The sequence below is a fragment of the Arthrobacter sp. R4 genome (assembly GCF_051365025.1).
Classification (GTDB): Bacteria; Actinomycetota; Actinomycetes; order Actinomycetales; family Micrococcaceae; genus Arthrobacter.
On record NZ_JBLWIJ010000035.1, the window covers coordinates 63863 to 83105 of the forward strand.

The 19243-nt window shown below is 64.1% G+C and carries 17 protein-coding genes; 14 read left to right on the forward strand and 3 right to left on the reverse strand.

The window, feature by feature from the left end; all coding sequences use genetic code 11:
• The first annotated feature begins 4 nt into the window (after positions 1-4).
• The 6 genes from ACLKOZ_RS19850 (at position 5) to ACLKOZ_RS19875 (ending at position 6768) form a co-directional block, all read left to right on the forward strand.
• Positions 5-988 carry an ABC transporter permease gene (locus ACLKOZ_RS19850; RefSeq protein ID WP_337348759.1) on the forward strand — a complete coding sequence of 328 codons (984 nt, stop codon included), beginning with the start codon at positions 5-7 and terminating at the stop codon, positions 986-988.
• Positions 989-1071: 83 nt separating this feature from the next.
• Complete coding sequence (locus ACLKOZ_RS19855; RefSeq protein WP_436477656.1) at positions 1072-2391, forward strand: hydantoinase/oxoprolinase N-terminal domain-containing protein; 1320 nt, start codon at positions 1072-1074, stop codon at positions 2389-2391.
• The gene (locus tag ACLKOZ_RS19860) at positions 2388-3470 is read left to right on the forward strand and encodes a DUF917 domain-containing protein (protein ID WP_337348757.1); all 1083 of its coding nucleotides are present in this window, start codon (positions 2388-2390) and stop codon (positions 3468-3470) included. The genes ACLKOZ_RS19855 and ACLKOZ_RS19860 overlap by 4 nt, the downstream gene beginning before the upstream one ends.
• A complete protein-coding gene (locus tag ACLKOZ_RS19865; protein ID WP_436477659.1) occupies positions 3463-5010 on the forward strand; it encodes a helix-turn-helix domain-containing protein in 1548 nt (515 codons plus the stop codon). Before ACLKOZ_RS19860 ends, ACLKOZ_RS19865 begins: the two co-directional genes overlap by 8 nt.
• Entirely contained in the window at positions 4994-5449 is a 456-nt protein-coding gene (locus ACLKOZ_RS19870) for a GAF domain-containing protein (protein WP_337348755.1), read from the forward strand. Before ACLKOZ_RS19865 ends, ACLKOZ_RS19870 begins: the two co-directional genes overlap by 17 nt.
• Before the next feature lie 32 nt (positions 5450-5481).
• Positions 5482-6768 (forward strand): amidohydrolase family protein, encoded by a 1287-nt coding sequence (locus ACLKOZ_RS19875; protein ID WP_436477661.1) that lies wholly within the window; start codon positions 5482-5484, stop codon positions 6766-6768.
• Between the two features lie 146 nt (positions 6769-6914).
• Here the strand turns inward: ACLKOZ_RS19875 and ACLKOZ_RS19880 are convergent, their stop codons facing one another.
• The gene (locus ACLKOZ_RS19880; RefSeq protein ID WP_436477663.1) at positions 6915-7523 is read right to left on the reverse strand and encodes a TetR/AcrR family transcriptional regulator; all 609 of its coding nucleotides are present in this window, start codon (positions 7521-7523) and stop codon (positions 6915-6917) included.
• Positions 7524-7740: 217 nt separating this feature from the next.
• Here ACLKOZ_RS19880 and ACLKOZ_RS19885 point away from each other — a divergent pair, with 217 nt between their 5' ends.
• From ACLKOZ_RS19885 to ACLKOZ_RS19895, 3 genes are read left to right on the forward strand one after another with little or no spacing between them, the layout of a single operon-like run.
• Positions 7741-9195: an APC family permease gene (locus ACLKOZ_RS19885; RefSeq protein ID WP_436477665.1), complete on the forward strand. Its 1455-nt coding sequence runs from the start codon at positions 7741-7743 to the stop codon at positions 9193-9195.
• Positions 9196-9251: 56 nt separating this feature from the next.
• Positions 9252-10055 (forward strand): MoaF C-terminal domain-containing protein, encoded by an 804-nt coding sequence (locus ACLKOZ_RS19890; RefSeq protein WP_436477667.1) that lies wholly within the window; start codon positions 9252-9254, stop codon positions 10053-10055.
• 27 nt (positions 10056-10082) lie between these two features.
• The gene (locus ACLKOZ_RS19895) at positions 10083-11492 is read left to right on the forward strand and encodes an aldehyde dehydrogenase family protein (RefSeq protein WP_436477669.1); all 1410 of its coding nucleotides are present in this window, start codon (positions 10083-10085) and stop codon (positions 11490-11492) included.
• Between the two features lie 5 nt (positions 11493-11497).
• On the opposite strand, the gene dtd is transcribed toward ACLKOZ_RS19895, so the two are convergent.
• Positions 11498-11962 carry a D-aminoacyl-tRNA deacylase gene (gene dtd / locus ACLKOZ_RS19900; RefSeq protein ID WP_436477709.1) on the reverse strand — a complete coding sequence of 155 codons (465 nt, stop codon included), beginning with the start codon at positions 11960-11962 and terminating at the stop codon, positions 11498-11500.
• Positions 11963-12468: 506 nt separating this feature from the next.
• Between dtd and ACLKOZ_RS19905 the strand changes: the two genes are divergently transcribed.
• From ACLKOZ_RS19905 to katG, 4 genes are all read left to right on the forward strand, one after another.
• Positions 12469-12825, forward strand: a complete 357-nt coding sequence (locus ACLKOZ_RS19905; RefSeq protein WP_337348753.1) for a DMT family transporter — start codon at positions 12469-12471, stop codon at positions 12823-12825.
• Positions 12822-13142, forward strand: a complete 321-nt coding sequence (locus ACLKOZ_RS19910) for a DMT family transporter (RefSeq protein WP_337352420.1) — start codon at positions 12822-12824, stop codon at positions 13140-13142. The genes ACLKOZ_RS19905 and ACLKOZ_RS19910 overlap by 4 nt, the downstream gene beginning before the upstream one ends.
• 214 nt (positions 13143-13356) lie before the next feature.
• Positions 13357-14787, forward strand: a complete 1431-nt coding sequence (locus ACLKOZ_RS19915) for an MFS transporter (RefSeq protein ID WP_436477671.1) — start codon at positions 13357-13359, stop codon at positions 14785-14787.
• A gap of 190 nt (positions 14788-14977) precedes the next feature.
• A complete protein-coding gene (katG, locus tag ACLKOZ_RS19920) occupies positions 14978-17272 on the forward strand; it encodes a catalase/peroxidase HPI (protein WP_436477673.1) in 2295 nt (764 codons plus the stop codon).
• Between the two features lie 117 nt (positions 17273-17389).
• Here the strand turns inward: katG and ACLKOZ_RS19925 are convergent, their stop codons facing one another.
• Positions 17390-18286: a LysR family transcriptional regulator gene (locus ACLKOZ_RS19925; RefSeq protein WP_436477675.1), complete on the reverse strand. Its 897-nt coding sequence runs from the start codon at positions 18284-18286 to the stop codon at positions 17390-17392.
• Between the two features lie 126 nt (positions 18287-18412).
• Here ACLKOZ_RS19925 and ACLKOZ_RS19930 point away from each other — a divergent pair, with 126 nt between their 5' ends.
• On the forward strand, positions 18413-19114 hold the full coding sequence (locus ACLKOZ_RS19930) for a type 1 glutamine amidotransferase domain-containing protein (protein WP_436477677.1): 702 nt from the start codon (positions 18413-18415) through the stop codon (positions 19112-19114).
• Positions 19115-19243: the final 129 nt, after the last annotated feature.

The following is a 19243-nucleotide window of genomic DNA, read 5'->3' on the forward strand; positions in this document are numbered from 1 at the left end:
CCACATGAGCACAACAGCAGTTGCCGTGCCTTCAACGGCAGAAAAAAAGTTCAATCTGAATCTCAAAGATTTCGGAATCGTTTTTGGCCTGGCCGCCATCATGCTGTTCCTGGCCCTGAACACCGGAACATTCCTCACGGGCCGCAATTTCATCAACCTGTTCGACCAGGCCGCCGTCGTGGGACTGCTCGCCGCGGCAGCCACGCTGTGCATCATCAGCGGGGTCTTTGACCTTTCCTCAACCGCCACGCTCGCAGTCTCAGCCATCTCGGGGGTGACGCTCACCCAGCACTTCGGTGTTGCGGCAGGGTTCTTCGGAGCCTTGCTGGTGGGCGCCCTGTTGGGGACCGTTACAGGGCTGATCGTGGTCAGCACGAAGGTCAACTCGTTCATCGGAACATTGGCTGTGAGCATCATTTACCGGGGCCTGGCCATCGTGATCACTGGCGGCGCAATTGTGGCACCGCTGCCTGACCAGCTTGCATCGTTCCAGACTTGGACCTGGCCGAGCATCTTCGGCCTCACCGCAGGCTCGGTACTGATGCTGGCAATGACCGCGGTCCTGGGAATTGTTCTGTGGCGCACCACCTTCGGCCGCAGGATCTACGCCGTGGGCGGCAACCGGGAAGCTGCCCGTCTCAGCGGCATCCGAACGGGCTCAATCCACGTGGCGGTCTTCGCCATCAGCGGCCTCTGCTCGGCAATGGCCGGGATGATTCTGGCCTCCCGCGCCGGATCGGCCCAGCCGGCCATGGCCATCGGCATCGAGCTCACCGCAATCGCCGCTGTGGTCATCGGCGGAACCAGCATCCTCGGCGGACAGGGTGCCATGTGGAGGGCCTTCGTGGGAGTCATGATCCTCACCGTCATCAGCAACGGCTTCAACCTGCTGCATTGGGATACCACTTACCAGCAGGTGGTGACAGGTGTCCTCATCCTGGTGGCCGTTGCAGCCGACGGATTGTTCTTCCGCAAAGCCACCAGATGACTGTCCAGGGTGGACCCTAGAGATATGACATGGATGCACCGCGGGGCAGGGGCCCGGCAGAAAGTTGAACAGGAGGCCCGGCAATGCGGATAGGACTGATGCTCCAGGGCACCAGTTGCCGGGCGCTCGTTCTGGAGGGACGCTCCGTCATCTCCGTGGCCGAACAGCTGCAGGCCGGCAGCCCTGCCGAGGCGCTGGACCGGGTGCTGTCCGCGTTACGCCTGCAGTTCGGGACCCGGATCACAGACGTAACGGCCGACGTCGGACGCGTGCTCGCTGCGGGGCAGCCAGGGGACGTCGTCGCTATCCGCATCTCCCCCCGTCCTCCGGCTGATCGGTTCCACAACACCGTCCTGCCGGCGCTCATTGAGCCTGCGGTCATCAGGACCATGCACGTCCGCGGCGGCCACGACCTGCGGGGACGGCCCCTCGCGCCGCTGGACCTGAAAGCATTCCTGGTGGAATTGCCCTCCATCCTGTCTGGGCGCCTGCGGAACGTAGCCATCACCGCCGTCGGCTCCACCGCCTCCCCGGAGCACGAAACGCGTATCGCGGATGCCATCCTGTCGAACAACAGCGACATGCGGATCAGCATCTCCAGTGATTTCTACTCAAGCGTGTTCCGCGACCGTGACTACACAGCCATCCTTAATAGTGCCCTGATGCAATCGGGCGAAGACCTGGCGGCAATGCTGGAAGAGGCGGGACGCCGCCACTTCCCCGCTGCCACACTTTCCTATGCCAGGAACGACGGCGGCCGGGCACCCCTTTCGCGGCTGGCAGTAGCTCCCGTGCACGGACTCCACCCGGATCCTGCAATGGCAATCCTCGGCGCAGCAACGCTGGGCGGATTGCCTGACGGCGAAGTAGTTGTCTGCACCGATGCGGGCGTGAGCGTGGGCAACACCCGCCGCGGTCTTCCGGTTTCCCACAGCCTCATCCGGCAGGGGTATGAAGCGAGCCTCGCCACCAACGCCGCCATCGTGGAGCCGTACACTGCCAACCATCCGGTGCGGCCCGGCATCCCGTCAGTGGTCGCCGACGTCCGCACCAGCCAGGACAACCCGCCTGACTTCGGCCTGGCGCCAACACTTCCAGATGCCCCGGACCTGACCCTCATAGGCTGTGCCGCGGCACCGCTGACGGCGTGGATCGACAGGCTTGAGAGGGTCAGCGGACAGGCGGATCTGCAGCGGGTACAGCATCGCGTGGAAGAGGAAGCCCGGTCGGCCGCGGTCCAGTTGGGCGCGAGCCCCACAGACACCCGCATCATCGAATCAAATGTGTTCGCCATGCCCTATGGGAATCCTGGAATCGTCCGGATCCGGGTTCAGGCCGCGGGCGGGACTTCCGGCTCTGAGGAACTGGCGTCGACCGCACAAGCCATGGAGGCCACGGCATGAGCACGGTCCTCACGGCTGAAGACGTCGGGCACCTCCGGACCGGTGCACATTTCCTGGCCTGCGCCATCGATCCCACCGCCATCCATATCTACGCCGGCATGATCCAGGAGGCCATGAAGGATCAGTCCGTGGAGCTCGTCACCGTGGATGAACTCGCTCCAGATGACCTGGTAGTGGCAGTGGGCATGGTGACCCAAGGCCTGTTCATCGCTGACATGCCCCCGGTGGGTGACGAGTTCACGGGCTGTATCGATGCGATCGAAACCAGACTCGGCCGCAAGGTGCGGGCCATCTATTCGCTCGCCGCTGCCAACATCAACGGAATCATTCCGCTCATGGTGGGGCTGCAGTCCTCGCTTCCCGTGATCGACTCCGACCCCATGGGGCGCGTCTTCCCCCTGATCAGCCAGACCACCTTGAATATCGGCGGGGTGGCCATTGGCCCCATAGCGCTCATGGGGGTAACCGGCGAGCGCGCATTGGTGGAGGCCAGTGATCCGCAACGTGCCGAGACACTGGTCCGCGCGCTCGTCACCGAGCTCGGCGGCTGGGCCGCCACTGTCATGTATCCATGCTCCGCGCGTGAGCTGAAGGAGCACGGAGTGCACGGCTCCATCAGCCGGATGATCCGGATAGGACAGATCCTCGACGCCGAAACCTCGGCGGAGAGCAAGTTCCTGTCGCTCGCCGACTTCCTGGGCGTGACGCGGATTTCACGGGCGCGGGTGAGCCACATCGAAGGCCTGTCCCGCCCTACCGACCTTGGACTCCCGGCCCAACCATCCAGTATGACCCTGGAGGATGAAACCACCGGGCAGATCATACGGCTGGAGGTCCAGAATGAGATTTTGCTGGTGCTGGTGGACGGTGCCGTAGCGGCAGCCGTCCCTGACATGGTGACACTCCTCAACCCCGAGCACGGCTCTGTGGCCAACCTGGACGACGTCCGGGTAGGCAACGTTGTGGATGTGCTCAAACTCAATGCTGCGCCGCAATGGTATTCGGAGGCGGGACTGGATCTGGCCGAGCCGGCTGCGTTCGGCATTCCACTCAAACATCCAAGGCGCCGCCATGAGTAGGTCGATTAAGGACACGCGGCTCGATGTGGCAGGACTGCTGGCGCACGGGTCACTTCGCAGCACCACCCCGCTGTACCTCACCCCCACCAGCGCACTTATAGAAAGCGTTGTTCTTGTCTCCCAGCTTGAGGCGATCCAGCGCGTGCGGCCGAACACCGTTGTGGTCCTCTCGACAGAAATGGGCTCGGGTGGTTGGCTTGTGTCCGCCGCACTGCGGCATGCCTGGGAGCGGCGGGCCAGTGCCGTCGTCGTGGCTGGGAGCACCTATTCCAACGCTGTGATCGGCCTGGCTGAACGACTGGGCATCACGCTTTTGGCTGCGGAGGGAAATCCGGCCGAAGTCGCGTTGTCTCTGGCAGCTGAAATCGGTGCCGCCCTGTCCGTGGTGGATGCCGAGCTCGCCCGGTTCGCCCGTGCAGTGGCCAAGGACAGTACACTCGCTGACGTCCTCAAGACCATATCCGGTGAACTGGATGGCGTGGGCGTTTCGCTGGAATACGACGGAGTCGTCCTCGCCTCAGCCGGTGCTGCCCCGCGGGATTCGGCCGAGGTCATCACTGTTGACATTGGCGCAGCCAACGCCGCCGTCCCGTCAGCCCTCACCGCCCGTGTACCCGCTTCCGGCGTACACAACCTACGGCTCGTTCGGTCGATCCTCGAAGTAGCGGCTCCTTCGGTTAAGGCCGCATGGTTGGTGGGCAACTCCCGGGACGCGGTCCGCGCTGTTCCCACTGCGGCACTGGCCAGGCTAAACCAAGGCCCAGGTTCTTCCGGCACCGCCTTCGAGGAAGATCACCGGCATCTCCTCTCACAGCTGGGTTGGCGCAGGGACGAACGCTACGCGGCTATCTGGATCTGTCGCAGCGGTGTGCACGCGCCAGGTAACGACCTAACGGCTGTGCTGAGGCTGCTCTGGCGTAAGGTCGCTGCACGCAGTCCTCTGGCGGAGGTCGACGGCGGCTGGCTGGCACTTGTTCCGGCCGCACACCAGGCAGTTGTTTCACAGCTTGAACTCCGGCTCAAGGCACGGCTCCAGCCTGCCTTGGCCGAGCTGGGCCTGGTGGCCGGCCTGTCCCGCTGGGCGGAGGAGGCTCCGCCGCTTCCGTCCACTATTCAGGAGGCCCGGCTGTCTGCTGTGTCAGCCCGGTCCGCGGGCCCGGGCACGGTATTGGGTTTTGCCGGTCTGGGCGTAGCGGCGGCATTTACTTTTGTCGACAAGGACGCCGTGGCACTGGTGGCTGAGCTGACCCTGCCGCGGCTGATGGCCTCTCCTGACCGGGAGGCGATAGTGGCAGCCGTAGCAGCGTTCCTTGACCACCGCGGCTCGGTAAGCCTCGCAGCGGCGGCACTCGATGTGCACCGCAACACCCTCCAGGCCCGGCTTAGCCGTGCACGGGAACTCGGCGTCCCGTTGGACAATCCGTCCGAGTTGCTGTCCGTCCATTTGATCCTCACCGTGCTGGCGGCGGCAGCACAAGAGAAACCAACACTCCCAGCCCCGTACGAAACCAGAAAGGACTCCCATGAGTTCCCAGTTTGAATCCTTCGACGACGTCTACGCCTCTGCGCGGGACACCGTCGGCGTCCGCCTCTTCACTGCTTCCGTGATCGCCGACGAAGGCAGCAGCATGGCTCGCATTTACACCACCCACCCCGAGGTCTACCCGATAGGCGGGAAGAAAACCCTCGCGGGGGACACCAATCCTGTGTGGCTGGAGCAGGTCCTCATCGGCCAGCAGCCATTCCTGGGCGCTGACAGGGAAGCGGTCAGGGCCTTCTTCTTCGACTCCGGAACCATTGAATCGCTGGGGTGTGGCGCGATTGTCAACGTTCCAGTGGTGAGCGGCGGCCGTACTATCGGCTCCATGAACTTCCTGGCGCCCGAAGGCAGCTATGACCAGTCCTCCGTGGACGCCGCCGTCGAGGTCGCGAGGCGATCGGTCCAGCTCCTCGAAGCCGCCTTGGCCGCCACCAGCTAGCCCACTGACGACATCAGGAAGGAACACTCCACGTGATCCCCAACCTCCCGGGAAACCTGACCATCCGGAACGCCAGGATCTTCGACGGCGAATCCCCTACTCTCGTTGAGGGTTCCATCGCTGTCCGCGACGGCCGGATTACAGCCGTGCGCGGCACCACAGAGGACAGTGGCGCCTGGCCCGACTCCGAGCCAGTACTCGACGCGGGCGGCCGGGTGGTGATTCCCGGCCTCATTGACGCCCACTTCCACGCCTATGCGCTCAGCCTGACCTCCGCGCTGAACGAAACAGGGCCTTTGAGCTACTCCGCGCTGGCCGGTGCCCGCAGACTTGAGGCAGCGCTGCGCCGGGGCTTCACTTCAGTGCGGGACGTGGCTGGGGGTGATGTGGGCCTTGCGGCTGCAATCGAGGAAGGACTGTGCCCCGGTCCCCGCTACTTCTTTACCGGTCCCGCGCTAAGCCAGACCGGCGGTCACGGTGACATCCGCGCCGCGAACGATGGAAGCTGCTTCCATGGCGGTCATATGTGCGAGGTAGTGGATGGCGTTGAGGACTTGCTGCGGGCGGTGCGCCACAGGTTCCGGACCGGTGCCACCGCCATCAAGCTCATGACGTCCGGAGGAGTGATTTCCCCGGTCGACCCGATCCGTGTTCCGCAGTACACCGCCGCGGAAATCCGCACGGTCACCGAAGAGGCCTCCCGGCGGGGCAGTTACGCCACCGCGCACGCCTACTCCCCCGAAGCCATCAGCCATTCGGTGCTCAACGGGGTTCGCTGCATCGAACACGGCAACCTGCTGGATGCTGAAACCGCCCGGCTCATGGCGGAGCACAACGCCTATCTCGTGCCCACGCTGGTGACGTACGATGCGATGGGCCGCCGCGGAGCCGAAATCGGACTTACCGAGGTGGGTGCCGCTAAGAACCAGGAAGTACTGGCCGCGGGCAAGAACGCCGTGACACTGGCACGGGATGCCGGGGTCCGGATTGGCTTCGGCACCGATCTCATGGGTGAGCTTGAGGACGAACAGCTGGCCGGGCTGCGCCTTCAGGTCGAAGTACTGGGCGTCTACGACGCACTCCGCTCTGCCACCTCAACGAACGCGGCACTCCTCCGGCGGGAAGACCTGGGACGCATCGTGGAGGGGGCCTGCGCGGACTTGGTGATACTGGACGGCGATCCCTTCGAGGAGCCCTCAGTGCTTTGGGACGGCAACCGGAAACGCATCGTCATCAAGGCCGGCCACGTTGTCTCCTCAGACGCCCTTCGAGCCGGTCATGCGGCGATGGACGAGGCAATCAGCGGCGCTCACGGCTGACGGCTTACCTCAGGCGGTAGGTGGCGCGTGCCCAAGGGCCCGCCACCTACCGGCTTGTCCGGCCCCAGGCTGCAGAACTTGGTCGGCCAGAGCAACGCGGCTCTTGGTCCAGCGCTCACGCACCACCAGGCGATCGGATTTCAGACCTATCGAATCGGGAGTGGCCTGCTGCCGCCGGGGCTTTCGCTGGTGCTCTCCAGCATTGCGACGAGCTTGCCCACCTGGATGACGGCGGCCCTGATCCGTTCGGGGTCGCTGATGGTGAGGAATTGCAGCATGAGGCCGTCCAGGGCAGCAAAGATGGCCAAGGCGGCACCGTTGTCCACGTTGAGGCCCCGTTGCCTCAGGGCATCTTCAACAGTGCTCATGTAGTTCGCGTAAAGGCGTTCCACCAAGGCGCGTACCTCGGGATTGCGCCGGGATTCGAGAAGCATCTCGAACTGGAACAGCTGCAGCTCCGGTTCCTTTGACACAGTTTCGATGAGTGAATCGGCGAAGTTCTCGTCAAAGTCCGCGATCTTTTCCAGGCCGGTCTCCTCGATGGACCGCTGGATGGCCCACTCCATGGTGGCGGCAAGAAGACCTTCGATGGAGCCGAAGTGGTGCGTGACAAGGGTGTGGTTCACTCCTGCCCGCGACGCAACGGCACGGTAGGTAACACCGCGCAGACCCTTTTCTCCGACGACGTCGATCACCGCGGACAGCAAGGCATCGCGCCCGTCTCCATAGGGCAAGCGGGTTGACGGCTGGTTCATGCACCGAGTCTAGCCCTCCTGGTGGGCTCCGGAAAAAGCATTGACAGCCCGAACTAAACAAATGTATAGTTCTGAAATGTGGCTGATATCACGCAGCGTATGCAGCCAGCTCGAGCAGATTTCCTCTCCCTTGGAGCGCACCGTCGCGTACCAGCAGGGACCTTCCAATACTTCTGCGCCGGCCTTGCGCCGTGCACTTTCCTGAAAGAGCCATCGGATGACCCAAGAACCAGTCGGAACCTCTACACGCCCAGTGCAACAGGATCCAATACCTGCCTCCTCCTCCCCACGGCTGAGGCCGAACAAGCTCGGCGTCATCGCCATTGCCTTCTTTGCCATTGCCGCAGCAGCTCCCATGGCCGCTGTGGTGGGAGCCAGCCCGGTACTGTTTTCGGCCAGCGGCCCGGGAACACCCGTTATCTACGTGATTGCTGCGCTGCTGGTTGCTCTCTTCTCCGTCGGATACCTGCGGATGAGCCAGCACATCACCAACGCGGGCGGCTTCGTCGCCTATATGGCCAAGGGACTGGGCAACAAGTGGGCCACCGGCGGGGCCGGGATCGCCATCCTGACCTACCTGAGCCTTCAGATTGGACTCTGGTCCCAGTTCGGTGTCTTTGCGCAGTTGCTGGTCGAAGGCCTCACAGGTATCAGCCTGCCGGTCTACTTCTGGATCGCTGTATTGCTCGCTGTGGTGACGGGCCTGACGATGCGGGGCGTCGATGCGAGCCTGAAGGTGCTGGGGGTCCTCATCCTTGGCGAAGCGTTTGCGGTAGCGGCCCTCGTGGTGTCCCTGATTGCCCAGAAGGGGCTAGGCATCTTCACCTTTGAAGGGTTCACCCCATCCAGTGTCTTCGGTCCGGGCCTGGGCATTTCCCTGCTGTTTGCCTTCGCCTGCTTCACCAGCTTCGAAGCAACCGTCGTCTTCGCCGAAGAGGCAAAGAACCCACGGCGCACCATTCCCCGGGCCGCTTACTTTGTGATCGCCTTCATTGGCATCTTCTACACCATCTCCACCTGGGCCATCAGCGGAGCCATCGGCATCGACAACATCCAAACCGTCGCCGCCGGAAACCCGGCAGGAATGGTCTTCGATCTCGCCGAATCCAGCGCAGGCTATTGGCTGAACCTGACCATGCAGGTCCTCGTTGTCACCAGCTTCCTGGCGATGCTCCTGGGCCTGGCCAACATGTTCTCCCGGTACCTGTTTTCCCTCGGCCGTGCCGGAGCCCTGCCGGCCAAGCTGTCCTCCGTCTCCACGACCGGGGCCCCGCACTTCGCAGGACTCGTCAATGGCCTCGTTCTCCTGGCGATCATCAGCATCTTCCTGCTCGCAGGCGCCGACCCCATTACAACAGTCTTTGCCTGGTTCGTGGCCCTTGGCACGGCGGGCTTCATCACCATCCTGCTGGTGACATCAGCGGCAATAGTCGTCTTCTTCACCAGAAACCGGATCCGGGACAACCTCTGGGTCACCGTCATTGCACCGTCCCTATCTTTCCTGGCCTTCATCGTCATCGGATACCTGACGCTGGACAACTACGACGCATTGCTCGGCGGAGCGGGCGGAGTGGCCCGGTGGCTCCTGCTCGGCATCCCCCTCTTCTTCGTGGCCGGGATGGCCCGCGGCGCACAAAAGCCGTCCATCAATTTCGCCGCGGTCATCGGCTGACCAAAACCTCCACCTGACCAGTACAAACCAGCAGCAAAAGAACAAGGAACAAGAACATGACTTCAGCTGACATCCAGGACTACATCCCCGAAGATCAGTGGCCCCCGGTCTCCACCATGCTTGAAGGTTTCGGCGACCAGACCCTGCCCGCCTCCCCCGCCCTGGCTGGCGCCACATTGAGCCTCCTGGACCAGGACGGCTCCCAGGCTGAGTACGTTTTTGACGATGAATCTGCGCTGGCGTGGAGCCTGAAGCGCGGTGACGTCACCGCCAGGGGAACGGCGAATTACAAGGCGATCGAAGCCCGACCCGGCATCTTCATCATCGACTTCATCCGAGGCGAAGGTCCGGCCGCAGAAAACGTCACCATCATCGCGGACCGCAACACGGGGGCCACAACAACCGGCGTTTCCCGGTTTGTCACCGTGGACGGCAGGACGCGGAGCACCACCGATTTCAGCCAGGCCAACACCGAGGGGTCCTCAGTGCGCCACCAGCGCTCCACGGCCCTGGTCGGCAAGCGGATCTACTACCGCTACAGCGACGTCGAAACGTACGAACACATCTACCTGAACCCGGGCACCTTCACCTGGAATTGCATCCGTGGCGGCGAGGCAGGGCTGGCCGACACCGACCGTTGCATGACCTGGGAAGTAGCAGATGACCTCTTCATCTTCTTCTGGACCGAAAAGGTCATGTGCGTCGAAGCCGTGCTGCTGGTGGACCTGCGCGAGCAGCGCTCCATCGGCCGGATGTTCGGCTGGGACGATCCTGCAAGCGAACCCGTCATCCTGCCCTTCAACTCCCGGCTCAGCGTCCTGAACACTACTGAATACCCGCAGGACTTCCAGAAGCATTAGTCACCATTGCTCGAAGAGGAGTAAAGAATGAAAACGTACGAATCATTGCTTGACGAGGTCACCGCGTTCTCGGGTCAGACCCGCACCATCCTTGACCCTGCTACTGGTGCGATCGTGGGTGAGGCGCCCATTCATGACCTTGAGTACCTTGAGCAGGCAGTCGCTGACGCGCAGGCCGCCCAGCCGGCCTGGGCCGCAATGGGCCACGACGCCAGGTCCGCCGCGCTACTCAAGGCGGCCGACGCCGTCGAACGCTCCGCCGAGGAACTGGCCCGGATCCTTTCCCGTGAACAGGGCAAGCCGCTGAACGGGCCGAATGCCCGCTTCGAGGTGGGCGCCTGCGCGGCATGGTTGCGCGCCGCGGCAACCATCCGGTTGGAGCCAGAAATGATTGTCGATGACGGCGAAACCCGGGCGGAGCTGCATTACCGGCCCATCGGCGTTGTAGGCGCCATCGGCCCGTGGAACTGGCCCATGATGATCGCCATCTGGCAAATCGCCCCCGCCCTGCGGATGGGCAACGCCGTGGTGGTCAAGCCCTCCGGCAACACCCCGTTGTCCGTCCTGGCGCTGGCCAAGGTCCTGAATGAGGAGCTTCCCGAAGGCATCCTGTCAGTGGTTTCCTGCGGCCGTGAGGTGGGCGCCCGGCTCACCGACCACCCCGCAATCGGCAAGATTATGTTCACCGGCTCCACCGCTGCAGGCCGCGCCATCATCAAATCCTCCGCGGACACCGTCAAGCGGCTCACGCTGGAACTGGGCGGGAACGACGCCGGCATCGTCCTGCCCGACGTCGATCCCAAGGCCATCGCACAGGACCTCTTCTGGGGCGCCTTCATCAACACGGGCCAAACCTGCGCAGCCCTCAAGCGCCTCTACGTCCACGAGGACATCTACGACGCTGTCTGCACCGAACTGACCACCGTCGCCAAGGCCATGCCGATGGGCAACGGCCTGGACGAAAACAACGTCCTGGGTCCGTTGCAGAACAAAGCACAGTACGACGTCGTCGCGAGCCTCGTGCAGGCAGCGAAGGACTCCGGCGCCCGCGTCCTGCTGGGCGGAAACCCGGACACCACCCGGCCCGGGTACTTCTACCCCACCACCCTCGTGGCGGACATCGACAACAACAACCCGCTCGTCACCGACGAACAGTTCGGCCCCGCCCTGCCCATCATCCGCTACCGCACCATCGACGAAGCAGTGGAAAAGGCCAACGGACTCGACGTCGGCCTCGGCGCCTCCGTATGGTCCTCCAACCTGGATGCGGCCCGTGAAGTCGCGGGCCGCATCCAGGCCGGTACCGTCTGGATCAACAAGCACGGCGCCGTGGATCCCCGCATCCCCTTCGGCGGCGCCAAACAGTCCGGCTATGGCCTGGAGTTCGGCGTCGAAGGCCTCAAAGCCCTCGGTGTACCGCAGGTCATCAACGGCTAAGGAGTTTAACCTTCCGTAGCCACGAGCCCGCCACGGCGGGGGGCTGAAAAATCGGCGGTGTCGAGGCTGATCGTGAACGGTCCGTCATTGACCAGGGACACTTGCATCATGGCCCCGAACCGCCCGGTGGACACCTCCGCCCCAAGGCCGCGCAGGGAAGCAACCAGGTGCTCAATCAAGGGCTCGCCGGTGTCCGCCGGCGCCGCGTCCGACCAGGAGGGGCGCCTTCCCCGCCGTGTGTCGGCGTACAGCGTGAACTGGCTGACCACCAGCAGGGGCCCGTTCTGGTCGGCACACGACCTCTCACCCTCAAGGATCCGCAGGGTCCAGATCTTGGCGGCGAGGGCCGCCGCATCGTCCAAGGTGTCCGTGTGGGTGGCGCCGGCCAGGACAACGAGTCCCGGGCGGTCAATGGACCCCACCGTTTCGCCGTCGACGGTGACCTCGGCTCGGGTGACCCGCTGAAGGATGGCTCGGACGCATCAACCCTAACGGAGTCCGCTTGGACGCCCGACTCACGTATCCGACATGCCCTGACGTTGCGGCAGCCCTCAGTTTGAGGCGGGAATCCTTGCCGCTGCTGTAGCCATCGCCCGATTCGGACCGTACGCCTTCTGATTGTTAGGCATTCAAGGTCAGGGCGTAGCCGCTGCACCAACCCGCGCGTCAAAGCGCCGCCGGTATTCCGTCGGCGTTGTGGAAAAAGCAGCAGCGAAGTTCTGGCGCAGGGTGACCGCATTACCGAATCCGCTCGGATGCGACCGGCGCCATCAACCTCGCCAACCACGCGGGCTTCGCTGACGCAAAGACGGTCCACACGACACTCCTTACGCTGCTGAACTCGAACTGGGCCGCGGTGGCGGATACGGTTACCTGGGCCGAGGCACTGGACAGCCGGAAGCCAGGGAACACCAGCAGCGTCCACGCCGTTGCACACACGGGGACCAAGCCCCGATGATTCTCAAGGACTAACTAAATGAAGTGGATTCTTCTTGCCGGCGCGATTTTGAGTGAGGTGACGGCATCCCTTTCCCTGAAAGCGGCCCTGGAAAATCCTGCCTTCTTTGTGGTGGTTGTCGTCGGCTACACCGCGTCCTTCGGCTTCCTCGCTGCAGTCCTCCGTAAAGGCCTGGGCCTCGGTGTCGCCTACGGCATCTGGGCCGCGCTGGGTGTAACCCTCACGGTGCTGCTGGCGGCCCTCATCTTCGGCGAAGCGCTGACCCCGATGATGATGATCGGCGTAGCCATGGTTATCGGCGGAGTCCTTTGCGTTGAACTGGGGTCACACAAAGAGCCGGCGAAAGAACCGGATAAGGAAATGGTTAGCTCATGATGTGGCTGCTGCTGGCAGGGGCAATCCTCACTGAGGTGACCGCCACCCTGTTCCTGCGGGTCGCATCCACCGGTAAGCGACGCTGGTACATACCTGTCGGCGTCGGGTATTTCCTGGCGTTCACCCTGCTCACATTGACCCTGGACCAGGGAATGAGCCTCGGCGTTGCCTACGGCATCTGGGCAGCTGCCGGCGTCGCACTGACCGCGCTGGGAAGCCGCGTCTTCTTCAAGGAGAGGATCACCCCCGTCATGATGCTGGGGCTCGGCCTCATCATCGGTGGCGTCCTGCTCATCGAACTCGGTGCCGTCCACTAGGCAGCCGCCCACTTGGCAGTAAGGTAAGGCCGTCGTGCTGCCGTGGTCCAGTTTGTCGGTCTCGCGTTGACGTAACGGGCGTCACGCCATATCCTTTATGAAACGATTCAAGGGAAAGGCCTTTCCTGGCCCTCGAACCAGTCACGGTCACGCTGACCATCCGGAACAGAACAGCTCCGGTTCCTTGCCGATGACGACGAAGGAATACATCGAAATGAGCACCACCAGCGGGAAGACCCGCCCCATCCTCGAAGCCGACGGGGGACGCCGGGATCCGAAGAAGGCCGCAATGAGCGGCTGGATCGGAAGCGCGCTTGAGTACTACGATTTCGCGCTGTACTCACTGGCCGCAACGCTCGTCTTCCCAGCCATCTTCTTCCCGACAGAGAACCCGACAGTGGCGATCATCGCCTCGCTCGCGACCTATGCGGTGGGGTATGTCTCGCGTCCGGTGGGCGCTGTTGTCCTGGGCGCGTACGGGGACCGCCACGGCCGCAAACAGGTGCTTGTTTTTGCGATGCTGTTGATGGGCTTCGCCACCTTCGCGGTGGGACTCCTGCCCACGTACGGCCAGGTTGGCATCCTGGCGCCGGCCCTGCTGGTGATCCTCCGGTTGATCCAGGGGTTCGCGGTGGCAGGCGAGCTCGGCGGAGCCAGCGCGATGATCGTCGAACACTCCCCCGATGCCAGGCGCGGCTTTTTCGCGAGCTTCAGCCTCCAGGGCACGCAGGTCGGATCGATCCTTGCCACCGCCGTCCTTCTTCCGCTCTCCGCCCTTCTCCCGGCCGACCAGTTCCAGGCCTGGGGCTGGCGGGTCCCGTTCCTGCTCAGTGCCTTCGTGATCCTGGCCGGCTACGTTATTCGCCGTCGTGTGCAGGAGCCGCCTGCTTATCTCGCCCACTCCGAGCAGGGCAAGGCCAAGCCCCGGTTCCCACTCGTTGACCTCCTGCGCTCCTACCCGTGGGTCCTGGTCCGCTGTGTCCTGATGACCTTCACCAACGTGATTGGCATGGCAACGCTCATCTTTGGTGTGTCCTACGCGACCCAGAAGGGCTACGGCATTGGCTTCTCCAGCAGCGAATTCCTGTGGGTGACCCTCGTAGCCAACATTGCGGCCGTTGCGACCATTCCGTTGTTCGGCGGCCTGTCCGACAAGATCGGCCGGCGGATGCTGATGGTGGCGGGCGGCATCGGCGGCGGTCTCCTGGCAGGCGGATACCTGTGGGCAATCGAGCAAAAGAGTCTCGCGCTGGTCTTCGTGTGCATCGTCGTTGTGCAGGGCATCTTCTTCCAGATGTGGAACGCAACCTTCGCCACGTTCTTCCAGGAGCAGTTCCCCATGCGGATTCGGGTGACCGGGTTTGCGGTGTCGCAGAACCTCGGCCTCATGATCGCCTCGTTCTTCCCGAGCGTCTTCACGGCGGTGGCTCCCCCCGGGACGGCGAACGTTCCCCTCGTCATCGGACTGACCACCTTCGGCATCTGCGTCGTCGCAGCCCTCGCTACCCTCCTGTCCCCCGACACCAGGGGCAAATCACTCGAGGACCTCGAAGCCCATCGGGCGGATCCGGAGTCACTGACCAGCCATGAGGCGCACGAGCCAGGGTTTGCCCGCGAAAGCGAAAGGGCAGGCGCGCCGAGGTAACTTCCCGGAGTCCTGACAACGAAAGGTAGGGGCAGGACGGCCCGCTGGTGCACACCAGCCGGCCGTCCTGCCTTTGCCTTGGCGACCTAAAGATTGCCCCCTCCCCCGGCCCACCTGTCTATGTTCAAATGGGAGGGTTAGACCGGCTGCCCGAGTCCGACCTCGGCCTCGGCCATATGGAAGGAAGCACATGACGGATCACCAGGACCAGCCCCCGGTCCCCACCCCGGAAAGCGCCCCAGGCCTGGACTCCAAGACCGACGGCGGGCTCCCGGTTGCCCCCGACAGCGCCACCTCGCACGGCAGCGAGAGTGAGAACCCGGCGATCGATTCGCCGCAGCCCAAGGCACACCGGCCGCGGACCATCGCGGACTGGTGGCCAAACCAGTTGGACCTTTCTGTACTCCACACCCACAACCCGGCCGGCAACCCCCTCGGCCCCACGTTCAGCTACCGGGAAGAATTCCAGAAGCTCGACGTCGACGCCCTCAAGCAGGACATCATCCAGGTCCTGACCACCTCCCAGGACTGGTGGCCGGCAGACTTCGGCCACTACGGCGGCCTGATGATCCGGATGAGCTGGCACGCCGCCGGCACCTACCGCGTCCACGACGGCCGCGGCGGGGCAGGGGACGGCAGCCAGCGGTTCGCGCCGCTCAACAGCTGGCCGGACAACGCCAACCTCGACAAAGCCCGGCGCCTGCTCTGGCCGGTGAAGCAGAAGTACGGCCAAAAGCTCTCCTGGGCCGACCTGCTGGTCCTCGCAGGCAACGTTGCCCTCGAGTCAATGGGTTTCAAGACCTTTGGCTTCGCCTTCGGCCGCCAGGACGTCTGGGAGCCCGAGGAGATTTTCTGGGGGCCGGAAGACGCCTGGCTAGGCGACGAACGCTACGTCGACGAGAGCCATATGGCGGAGGATGTCGGCGCCACGGAAATGGGCCTGATCTACGTCAACCCCGAGGGGCCGAAGGGCAACCCGGACCCGGCCGCAGCCGCGGCCTTCATCCGCGAGACCTTCAAGCGGATGGCAATGAACGACGAGGAGACCGTCGCCCTCATCGCCGGCGGCCACACCTTCGGCAAGACCCACGGCGCAGGCGAAGCCGATCCGCACATTGGCCCCGAACCTGAAGGCGCCGACCTCGAGACCCAGGGCCTGGGCTGGCTCAGCAGCTACGGGACCGGCAAGGGTCCGGACACCATCACCTCCGGCCTTGAAGTCACCTGGACGGACAAGCCCACCCAATGGAGCAACCGCTTCTTCGAGATCCTGTTCGGGCATGAGTGGGAGCTCACCAAGAGCCCCGCCGGTGCGAACCAGTGGGTGGCCAAAGACGCCGAGCAGATCATACCGGACGCGCACGACCCACAGAAGAAGCACCGGCCAACGATGCTCACCACCGACCTCTCGCTGCGCGTCGACCCGACCTACGAGAAGATCTCGCGGCGCTTCCTGGAGAACCCGGACGAGTTCGCACTCGCGTTCGCCAAGGCATGGTACAAGCTGCTGCACCGCGACATGGGTCCGGTCAGCCCCAACCTGCTTGGGCCGTGGGTCCCGGAAGCGCAGCTCTGGCAGGACCCCCTTCCGGCAGTCGATCACGAGCTGATCGATGAGCAGGACATCGCGTCCCTCAAGGCCGCGCTCCTGGACTCCGGCCTGTCCGTCTCGCAGCTCGCCGGCACGGCATGGTCCGCTGCCGCAACCTTCCGCAAGACGGATAAGCGCGGCGGCGCCAATGGGGCACGGATCCGGCTGGAGCCCCAGCGCGGCTGGGAGGCCAACGAGCCCGAGAAACTGGCGACGGCGCTGCAGGCCATCGAGGCCGTGCAGCAGCAGTTCAACTCCGGCCAGAACGGGGGCAGGAAGGTATCGTTCGCAGACCTGATCGTCCTCGGCGGCTGCGCTGCGGTGGAGAAGGCCGCGAAGGACGCCGGTTTTGCCGTCACCGTGCCGTTCCGGCCCGGGCGTACCGACGCCGCCCAGGACCAGACCGACGTCGAGTCTTTCCAGTACCTGCAGCCGCGGGCCGACGGGTTCCGCAACTATGTGCGCCCGGGCGTAAAGATCCAGCCGGAGACTCTCCTGCTGGACAAGGCGTACATGCTGGACCTCTCCGCGCCGGAGATGACAGCGCTCGTCGGGGGCATGCGGGCACTCGGCGTCAACGTCGGCGGGTCAACCCACGGCGTCCTCACGGACAGGCCCCAGGTTCTGACGAACGATTTCTTCATCAACCTGCTCTCACCGGGCACCCGGTGGAAGGCGTCTGAGGGTGAGGAGAACGTCTACGAGATCACCGACGTCGCCACTGGCGAGCTGAAGTGGACCGCCACCGCGGTGGACCTGGTCTTCGGCTCCAACTCCCAGCTCCGTGCCCTGGCCGAGGTCTACGCGAGCGACGACGCCAGGGAGAAGTTCGTCAACGACTTCGTGGCCGCCTGGGTGAAGGTTATGGAGCTGGACCGGTTCGACCTGAACTGACCGCCCTCAACGAACGGGGACATCCGGGCCGGCCGCAGATGCGGCCGGCCCGGGTCAGCCCGCCCAGCAGACTCAGGCCGCGCCGCCGTCGACCGTTTTCATCATCCGCAGCCACAATCAGGAGCCGGCCAGTCGATGGATGGCGGACGCGAGGGAACGCAGCTGGTGGTTGCGGTCGAGGTCCCCCGTGCGCGTAGCCAGGTACACGGTGTTCAGCGGAGCCCACTCAGGGGCGTGCAGGGCAACAAGGGTTCCGGAGGCGAGATCCTCCTCGACCAGGTACCGGGGCAACACCGACATTCCAGCGCCTGCAAGGATTGCGGCACGCACGCCACGAAGATCCGGGACGATCCAATTGGTCCGTAGATTGTCAGGACGCCGTTCGAACACGGTGCGCCAGTAGCGCCTGACAATAGGCAAGTTCTCTGAATAGGCCACCACAGGGATGGCTGCCAATTCGGCCTCGTCGGGAGCATCTGCCGAAAGGCTTGAACGCCAGGACGGTGCTGCGACCAGGACGAATTCTTCGTCATATAGCGGTGTTCCGGTGACCCCCTGGACCCGCGGCTGGACGGCGCTGACCACCATATCCAAGTCGCCGGCCCGAAGTTCCTCGAGCAGGCCATCAGCCAGCCCAAAGCGGATCCGCAGCCTGGCCCCGACTGCCTCGGTGAGTTTTTGGGCGTGGGGCAGGAGCATGGCAGTCAGGAACTCTGCGGGTCCGCCCAAGTGGACGGACTCGTTGGCTCCGGACAGCGCAGAGATGAATGCGAGGTCGTCCAAGGCATCGATGTGCTGGCCCACGTCCTTCGCCAGTCCTTCTGCCTTGGGCGTCGGGGTCACACCGGAAGGGCTGCGCTCAAAGAGCCTGAACCCAAGATTCTGTTCGAGGGAATGCACGTGCGTTGAAGCGGTGGGCTGGGAGATGCCCAGCATCTTGGCCGCCTCGGTCAGCGATCCCACGCGGTAGACGGTGAGGAAGGTCCGCAGGTGCTCCAAGTTGTGAGTGGCCATCGGTGTAATCGTCGCACGGACAGGTCCAAGGAATTCGAATAGGGGCCAGAACTTTTTCGATACCACCGGGCGGGCGGGTAGGGGCATCATCGAACAGCACGCAGCAACCACTCCCGAAGGAACCACATGTCCCGCATTCTTATGGTCGTTTCAGCAGCCGATTCCCTTGAACTTGCCGATGGCACTCAGCACCCCACCGGCTTCTGGGCCGAGGAACTGGTGGTGGCCCACCGTTCCCTCAAGGCCTCCGGTGCTGACATCACCATTGCCACCCCGGGCGGAAAGAAGCCCACCGTCGATCCCGGTTCTTTGAACCCGGAGATCGTGGGAGACGAGGGAAAGGTTCATGAATTTGAGCGATACCTCCTGGACATCGAGGCAGAGCTTGAAACGCCGGCCGCTTTGACCTCGGTCAGCGTTGCCGACTTCGACGCGATTGTCCTACCCGGTGGCCACGGCCCCATGGCGGACCTCGCCACGGACCCGGATCTGGGCGCCTTGCTGATCGAGGCGAACGACGCCGGCACGATCATCGCGCCCTTCTGCCATGGTCCGGCTGGACTCCTGAGCGCCACCGCGAAGGATGGCAGCTTTGCCTTTGCGGGCCGCCAGTTGACGGTGTTCACCGACGAAGAAGAGCTCACGGGAGGGACCGGTGAGTACACGCCATGGCTTGTTGCTACGACGCTCGCCGAGCGTGGCGCAATCGTGAAGTCCGGCCCGGCCTGGAGCAGCTACGTTGTCCGCGACGGCAACCTCATCAGCGGCCAGAACCCGCAGTCGAGCGAGGCCGTGGCCGCCCAGGTGATCGCCGCACTCGCCGAGTAGGCGGCAAGCAAACAGGGAGACCAAGCCCTACCCTAAATGGGTGTCAGCATGACCTGAGCGGCCGGGGAGTCAGCCCACCAACGGCTCCCCGGCCGCATGCCAGCCCTTCAGGCGAGCGAGCGTCCATCA